We start from the raw sequence: 7,734 nt of genomic DNA, 5'->3' as shown, positions 1-7,734 counted from the left end.
GGGACCTATGAGACGATCTGCCGTGGCACGCGCTTCCATGTGAAGAAGATCGTCGTCGATCCCGGCGCGATCCTCTCGCTGCAGAAGCATCACCACCGCGCCGAGCACTGGGTGATCGTCAAGGGCACCGCCGAGGTGACGCTGGGCGAGAAGGTCTACACGGTGAACGAGAACGAATCGACCTATCTGCCGATCGGCTCGATCCATCGCGTCGCCAATCCGGGCAAGATCCCGCTCGAACTCATCGAAGTGCAGACCGGCTCCTATCTCGGAGAGGACGACATCGTCCGCCTCGAAGACAAGTACGCGCGCGTCTAGACGCTGCGAAGTCATGGGGAAGGCGCCGGAGCGATCCGGCGCCTTTCTCTATTGAGCCTTACTTCTCCAGACGGGCAATGAGGCTCGAAGTGTCCCAGCGCTTGCCGCCCATCGCCTGCACATCGGCGTAGAACTGATCGACGAGCGCCGTCACCGGCAGCTTCGCGCCGTTGCTCCGCGCCTCGTCGAGGCAGATGCCGAGATCCTTGCGCATCCAGTCGACCGCGAAGCCGAACTCGAACGAGCCGGCATTCATCGTCTTGTAGCGGTTTTCCATCTGCCAGGACTGCGCGGCACCCTTCGAGATCACCTCGATCACCGCCTCGACATCGAGGCCCGAGCGTTTGCCGAAATGCAGCGCCTCGGCAAGGCCTTGCACTACGCCGGCAATGCAGATCTGGTTCATCATCTTGGCTAGCTGGCCGGAGCCAGACGGCCCGAGGAGGCGGCAGGCGCGGGCGAAGGCGGCGATCACCGGCTCCACCTTGTCATAATCGGCCTGCTCGCCGCCACACATCACGGTGAGTACGCCGTTTTCAGCGCCGGCCTGCCCGCCGGAAACCGGCGCATCGACAAAGCCGAAGCCGCGCTCGGCGGCGGCCGCCTGCAATTCGCGAGCTACGTCCGCCGAAGCCGTTGTATGATCGACGAAGACCGCGCCCGGCGCCATCTCCGCGAAAGCCCCATCGGCACCGAGCGTCACGGCACGCAGATCATCATCATTGCCCACGCAGGCGAAGACGACATCCTGGCCGCGTGCGGCCAGCGCCGGAGTCGCGGCGGCAGCGCCGCCATGCGCGGCTACCCAGGCCTCGGCCTTGGCGGCCGTCCGATTGTAGACGGTCACCTCGTGACCGGCCGCCGCCAGATGTCGCGCCATCGGGAAGCCCATCACGCCGAGGCCGAGAAACGCCACCTTAGCCATTGGAAAACTCCTGCTCCATTCGTTCGGGCGGGAGGGTAGCCGCAGCGGGAGAGGCATTCTAGGGTTACGGGTCAATTGGAGGAGAGGACACGATGGACCTGACGCCGCAGCTGGCCGTGTCAAGCTGGAGCCTTCACCGCACGCTTGGTCGAACCTGGCCCAACCGGCCCGACCACGACGTCACACCCGTCGCCGAGCCCACATGGGGCGAAGGCAGCATTACGCTGCTCGAATTTCCGGCCGTTGTCGCTGCACTCGGCATCAACAGAGTTGAAGTCTGCTCGTTTCACATCGAGAGCCGCGACGCCGCCTATCTCGCCAAGCTGAAGGCGGCCCTCGCCGCCAGCGGCGTCACGCTGCAAACCCTTCTCATCGAATATGGCGATCCCTCCGACCCGGCCACCGCCGAACGGGACCTTGCCTGGATGGAGCGTTGGATCGATGCCGCAGCGGCGCTTGGCGCCGAGAAGGCGCGCGTCATCGCCGGCAAGGCGAAGCCCTCGCCCGAGGCACTCGACCGGAGTGCAGCAGGCCTCAACCGGATCGGCCAATATGGCGCGGCGCGCGGCGTCGAGGTGGTGACGGAGAACTGGTTCGACCTCCTGGCGACGCCTGATGATGTCGACGGCCTGTTCGCCCGCCTCGACGGCAGCGTCAAACTGAACGGCGACTTTGGCAATTGGGACGGCCCCGGCAAATATGGGGCACTCGCCGCGATCTTCCCGCGTGCCGTCTGCTGCCATGCCAAGGGCGATTTTTCGTCCGGGTCACTCGACACCGAAGATTATGCCGCCTGCCTCAAGGCCGCGACCGAGGCCGGCTTCCGGGGGCCGTACACGCTGATCTATGACGGGCCCGACGACGATGAACTGACGCATATCGGCATCGAGCGCGATTTCATCCGCGCTTATTTCGACGCCTGAGCCGTTCGCCGCCCGCTGGCAGATGCGCCCGGCACTGCCGGTTCATGATCGAAGGCGTAATCGGCGAGAAGTGTGATCGCCTTGGCGAACACCGCCTCTTCGTGCCGGGTCTTCTCGGCCGCCTGCTGCGCCTCGGCGGAGCGGCGGTCGAGAGCCGCGCCGATGAAATCGGGGCCATTCCCCCGACGGAACCGCCGCGCCATGGCCTCGGCGCGCTTCGCCTGCTGCTCGAGCTTGACGACGGCACCGGCGATCTCAGCCTTCTGATTGGCGAGCGTATCGCGGATCGCTGCGACGAGATCGATCTGCTCGAATGGGATATCGCTCTCCAGCACGGAAGCAACGAGCTGCTGGATATGGTCCATCGCGCGCGCGGCGATGGTCTCGGCATCGATCTCGCCCTCATAACCAGTTGCGTCATAGGCGGCGCGGCGATCGGGATCGGAGAGAACGGCATAGGCATGGGCAAGCGCATGGAACGCCTCGGCATTGCCGCCGGCGTCCGGATGCGCCTGCCGGGCGCGCCGGCGATAGGCCTTGTCGATCTCCGACGCCGAAGCGTCGTCGCCCACCGACAATTCGTTGTAGAGGCTCTTCTTCTCGATCACGCCGCCTGCCATCCCCAAAGGCGTTCTCTCATGCCGCGTCATCGGGGCGGTGTCCAGCCTAGCGCCACGACGAGCGGTCTCAGTAAAGTCCGCCGTCCGGCGCCTCGCCGACGCTGCCAGGCGGAACAGGTCCTGCATCCTGACTGTCGCCGAAAAGCGGCTCGCGCTGGATTGGAGGATAGCCATTGGCGCGATAGCCGGGGTCTTCCTCCGGCGGCGGGAGAGCACCCGCACCGCTTTCCGGGTCGCCGTAACGGGCATATTCATTGGCGGGATGCGTGCTGCCCGTTGTGTCGGCCTGATCGACGAGACCGCCCGGCTGCGGCGCAGTGGGCTCGGCGAGCGCGCCGGTCTGCGGCGCACCGCCGGGCTCTGCCGCGCCGTCATAGAGTTCGCCGGTCGCCGGCGGCGTGTTTTCCGCCTGATAGTGCACCGTGTCGCGGAAGGAATAATCGCCCGGCAGATTGGCGACTGCGACGCCCTGATGCGCCTCGACCATGAAGCGATTCCAGATCTCGGCCGGCAACGAGCCGCCGGTCATGCGCTTGGTCGGCTTGAAATCGTCATTGCCGAGCCAGACGCCGGCGGTGAGGTTCGCGGTGTAGCCAACGAACCAGGCGTCGCGCGAATCATTGGTGGTGCCCGTCTTGCCAGCGGCTGGCCAGCCGGCGATCGCCGCCTTGCGGCCCGTGCCCCGCGCGAGCGTGTCCGACAGCATCGTATTCATCATGCCGACATAGGTCGGATCGATGACTTGCACGACCTCGGATTTCGGTCGCTGGTAGAGCACCTTGCCGTCTACGCTCTTCACCGCCGTGATGACGTAGGGAGGCACGGCATACCCGCCATTGGCGAAGGGCGCATAGGCGTCCGTCAGTTCGAGCAGATTGACCTCGGAGGTTCCGAGCGCGATCGAGGGATTGGGCTGCAGATCCGACTTGATGCCGAGCCGATGCGCCGTCGCCACCACGCCGGCAGGACCGACCTCATTGGCAAGCTCCACCGCGACCGTATTGATCGAAAGCGCCAGCGCCGTCTGAAGCGTCACCGGACCGCGATAGGTCTTCTCGTAGTTTTTCGGCTCCCATTTGCCGATGCGGACCGGCTGGTCGACGCGCACGGTGTCGGGAACGAGGCCAAATTCGAGCGCGGTCAGATAAACAAACGGCTTGAACGCTGAGCCCGGCTGCCGCTTGGCCTCGACGGCGCGGTTGAATTGGCTCTTCTGGTAGTCGCGCCCGCCGACCATGGCACGCACGGCGCCGGTGCCGTCGACAGCGACCAGCGCGCCCTGGCTGACACCGAGCTTCTTGCCGCTCTTGTCGAGCGTTTCGGTGATCGCACGCCCAGCTGCGTCCTGCAGATGGGAATCGACCGTCGTCTCGACCACGACGTCCTGATCGAGAGCGCCGACAACGTCGGGCACGAGATCGGCGACCCAGTCGGCGACATAGAGCGCGCTGCCGCCGACACCCGCGCTCTGCGGCTCGACGGTCACCGACGCCGCCTGCTTCTGTTGCGCGGCGGTGATGAAGCCCTCCTCCTGCATGGCGGAGAGGACGAGGTCGGCGCGGTCGTTGGCGGCCTTTGGATCGCTGGTCGGAGCATAGCGCGACGGCGCCTTCAGCAGCGCCGCGAGTATGGCTGCTTCCTTAAGCGAGATGTCACGCGCCGACTTGCCGAAATAGCGCCGCGAGGCGGCGTCGACGCCATAGGCGCCGGCGCCGAGATAGACGCGGTTGAGATAGGCTTCGAGGATCTGGCTCTTCGAGTATTTCAGCTCGAGCCAGACCGCCATCATCGCTTCCTGCAGCTTGCGCTTGAAGGTGCGTTCCGGCTTCAGGAAGAGGTTCTTGGCGAGCTGCTGCGTCAGCGTCGAACCGCCCTGCACAACGGTGCCGGCGCGCGCATTGACATAGGCAGCACGGACGAGGCCGAGCGGATCGACGCCGAAATGGCTGTAGAAGCGGCGATCCTCGATCGCCACGACCGCTTGCGGCAGATAGGGCGGCAATTCGTCGATACGCACGAACTCGCCGCCGGTATCGCCGCGATTGGCGATCAGCGAGCCGTCATTGGCGAGAATCTTGATGTTGGGCGGACGCTTCGGGAGCACCGACCAGTCGGTCGAGGACGGCAGCTGGCTCGCGTAGTAAGCGACGCCGCCAATCAGCGCGATCGTCCCCCAGACGCCGAGGATGATTGCCCATTTGATGGTGCTGCGGAACAGGCGGAAGATGCCGAAGCCATTCTGGCGCCGCTGCTCGCGCGCCTGGCGCTTGCGGTCGGCTGTGCGGGCACGCCGGCCCCTCGGTCTGTCGTCGTCCCGGCCCAAATCGACGAACTCCGCGTCCTCGAATCCATCCTCGTCGCGGCCCGACCCCCTCCGTGATCCGGCAGAGCGGCCGTAAGCCGTGCGGTCGGCCTCGCTGAGGCCAATATCAAGATCGTCATCCGACCGTTCGCGGGGCTTGTCGAGCACCGGTTCAATGCGGTCACGGCGCGGGAGCGGTCTCGCCATGCTGGCTGCGGGTCCTTCGGGACGCTGGTGGTTAATCCTTCCGCCGTCGATGACCGCCGAATGCGGCGATTTCACGAGATTGGCCGCCTTCTCGGGGGAGATTACCGCAAGCCTGACACCAACATGTTAAGATCTCGCTTCCCATGTCGCGTGCGGCGTGAGCAGACGCGCGTCTCGACATGGCTTCCCTTTCGCGGCCGGCGAGACCATGTTCTGCCCTTTCGGACAAGGATAACCCTGCTTGCTGCCCGGTCGTACCGTCTCCGTCCTGCTGCCGCTGGCCGTCGAGGGACCCTATACCTACAGCGTTCCGCATGGCCTGACGCTGGCGCCGGGCGACATCGTGCGGGTGCCGCTGGGGCCGCGCGAGATGATTGGCGCGGTCTGGGACGAGCCGCCTGACGGATCGGTCGGCCACAACCGCCTGCGGCCGGTCGCGGAGCGCTATGACGCGCCGCCGCTGGTCGAGACGCTGCGCCGCTTCGTCGATTGGGTGGCGCATTACACAATGACGCCGCGCGGCATGATCCTGCGCATGGTGCTGCGGGCGCCCGATGCGCTGATGCCGGAAAAGGAAATCGCTGCGCTGCGATTCTCGGGCGCGGCGCCGGCCCGATCGACGCCCGGCCGCAGCCGCCTGATCGAACTCATGGGTGACGGCGTACCCTGGCCGAAGGCCGGCCTTGCGGGCGCGACCGGGGTATCGCCCTCGGTTATTTCGGGCCTTGTCGAACAGGGCGTGCTCGTCGAGGCAACAATCGCGCCGCCAGCCCCGATCGTTCCCGATCCCAGCCATGCACCCCCAGAGCTCGGCCCCGGCCAAAGGGAAGCGGCCGAGACCCTGCGCCGTTTCGTCGATGACGGCGCGTTTACCGTGGCGCTGCTCGATGGCGTCACGGGCTCCGGCAAGACCGAAGTCTATTTCGAAGCGGTCGCCGAAGCCCTGCGCAACGGCCGGCAGGCGCTGATCCTGCTGCCGGAAATCGCGCTCACCGGCGATTTCCTCGATCGCTTCGCGCGCCGGTTTGGCGCGCGCCCGGCCGAGTGGCACTCGGAACTGTCGTCGCGTGGCCGCGAACGGGTTTGGCGCGGTGTCGCGGACGGGCGCGTTCGCGTCGTCGTCGGCGCCCGCTCGGCCCTGTTCCTGCCGTTCCGCGAACTCGGCCTCGTCATTGTCGACGAGGAGCATGACGGCGCCTACAAGCAGGACGAAGGCGTCACCTATCATGCCCGCGACATGGCGGTGGTGCGCGGCAATCTCGGCGGCTTCCCCGTGATCCTCGCCTCCGCGACCCCCTCGATCGAAAGCCGCGTCAATGCCGACCAGGGCCGCTATCATCGTCTGAAGCTGCCGGCCCGCTTCGCCAGCGCCCGGCTGCCGGAGATCCGTCCGATCGATCTTCGAACCGATCCGCCGGAAAAGGGCAGCTTCCTCTCGCCGGTGCTCGTCAAGGCCATCGAGGAGACCATCGCCGGCAAGCAGCAGGCGCTGCTTTTCCTTAACCGGCGCGGCTATGCCCCGCTGACGCTTTGCCGCAGCTGCGGCCACCGGTTCCAGTGTCCGAACTGTTCGAGCTGGCTGGTCGAGCATCGCTTCCGCGGCCAGCTCGTCTGCCACCATTGCGGCCATACCGAGCGGCGCCCAGATCGATGCCCGATCTGTGATGCCGAGGAGAGCCTCGTTGCCTGCGGACCCGGCGTCGAGCGCATCGCCGAGGAGGTGGCGGCCCGGTTTCCCGAGACGCGACGGATCGTGCTGTCGAGCGACATCCTCGGTGGCGTCAAGCAGATGCGCGCCGAGCTGGAGGCTATCCGCACCGGCGCGGTCGACATCGTCATCGGCACGCAACTCGTCGCCAAGGGGCATAATTTTCCGGGCCTTGCGCTCGTCGGCGTCGTCGACGCCGATCTTGGCCTCGGCCAAGGCGATCCGCGAGCAGCCGAGCGCACCTACCAGTTGCTCGCACAGGTCACCGGCCGCGCCGGCCGCGCCGGCGGTGATAGCCGCGCCTTCCTGCAGACCTATGCTCCTGACCATCCCGTGATCGCAGCCATCGCCTCAGGCGACAGCGAAGCCTTCTACCAGCGCGAGATCGAGGCACGGCGGGTCGCCGGGCTGCCGCCTTTCGGCCGCCTGGCCGGCATCGTCGTTTCCGGCGCCGATCGGGCCAGCGCCTTCGGTTACGCGACCGCGCTCCGGCGTGCCGCGCCGCCGGAGGATGTCGCGATGGTGCTCGGCCCCTCCGAGGCGCCGCTCGCGGTCCTGCGCGGGCGTCATCGCTTCCGCCTCCTTGTGCGGGCGCCACGCGGCTTCGACATGCAAGCCTTCATTGCCGGCTGGCTGGGGGCCGCCGCGCCGCCGCGCGGCAGCGTCCGCGTCCAGATCGACATCGATCCGCTCAGCTTCCTTTGAGACGAAGGGCCGGCGAACAGAAAGGT

6 protein-coding genes are annotated in these 7,734 nt (G+C 66.7%); 3 read left to right on the top strand and 3 right to left on the bottom strand.

From position 1 onward, the window contains the following. Window positions 1–318: cupin domain-containing protein (locus BUB39_RS13505; protein ID WP_139251457.1), on the top strand; the 318-nt coding region annotated here is incomplete at its 5' end. A gap of 58 nt (window positions 319–376) precedes the next feature. On the opposite strand, the gene BUB39_RS13500 is transcribed toward BUB39_RS13505, so the two are convergent. Beyond that, a complete protein-coding gene (locus tag BUB39_RS13500; protein ID WP_073054086.1) occupies window positions 377–1,243 on the bottom strand; it encodes an NAD(P)-dependent oxidoreductase in 867 nt (288 codons plus the stop codon). Between the two features lie 92 nt (window positions 1,244–1,335). On the opposite strand from BUB39_RS13500, the gene BUB39_RS13495 reads away from it, so the two are divergent. Continuing rightward, window positions 1,336–2,166, top strand: a complete 831-nt coding sequence (locus BUB39_RS13495; RefSeq protein ID WP_073054084.1) for a sugar phosphate isomerase/epimerase family protein — start codon at window positions 1,336–1,338, stop codon at window positions 2,164–2,166. On the opposite strand, the gene BUB39_RS25010 is transcribed toward BUB39_RS13495, so the two are convergent. Further along, window positions 2,151–2,774 carry a DnaJ domain-containing protein gene (locus BUB39_RS25010; protein WP_210187067.1) on the bottom strand — a complete coding sequence of 208 codons (624 nt, stop codon included), beginning with the start codon at window positions 2,772–2,774 and terminating at the stop codon, window positions 2,151–2,153. The two genes, BUB39_RS13495 and BUB39_RS25010, sit on opposite strands and share 16 nt — an antisense overlap. Before the next feature lie 79 nt (window positions 2,775–2,853). Continuing rightward, a complete protein-coding gene (locus tag BUB39_RS13485; protein ID WP_073054080.1) occupies window positions 2,854–5,295 on the bottom strand; it encodes a transglycosylase domain-containing protein in 2,442 nt (813 codons plus the stop codon). A gap of 241 nt (window positions 5,296–5,536) precedes the next feature. Between BUB39_RS13485 and BUB39_RS13480 the strand changes: the two genes are divergently transcribed. Then, window positions 5,537–7,708 (top strand): primosomal protein N', encoded by a 2,172-nt coding sequence (locus tag BUB39_RS13480; protein WP_073054078.1) that lies wholly within the window; start codon window positions 5,537–5,539, stop codon window positions 7,706–7,708. The last annotated feature ends 26 nt before the right edge of the window (window positions 7,709–7,734 follow it).

The organism is Kaistia soli DSM 19436, assembly GCF_900129325.1.
In the GTDB taxonomy this organism is placed as follows: Bacteria; Pseudomonadota; Alphaproteobacteria; order Rhizobiales; family Kaistiaceae; genus Kaistia; species Kaistia soli.
This window is presented reverse-complemented; position numbering and strand designations above follow the sequence as displayed.

What these genes read in the sequence shown, in the direction of transcription:
- BUB39_RS13495 (WP_073054084.1), top strand. Translation starts at nt 1,336, where the DNA reads ATGGACCTGACGCCGCAGCTGGCCGTGTCAAGCTGGAGCCTTCACCGC.
- BUB39_RS13500 (WP_073054086.1), bottom strand. Translation starts at nt 1,243, where the DNA reads ATGGCTAAGGTGGCGTTTCTCGGCCTCGGCGTGATGGGCTTCCCGATG.
- BUB39_RS13485 (WP_073054080.1), bottom strand. Translation starts at nt 5,295, where the DNA reads ATGGCGAGACCGCTCCCGCGCCGTGACCGCATTGAACCGGTGCTCGAC.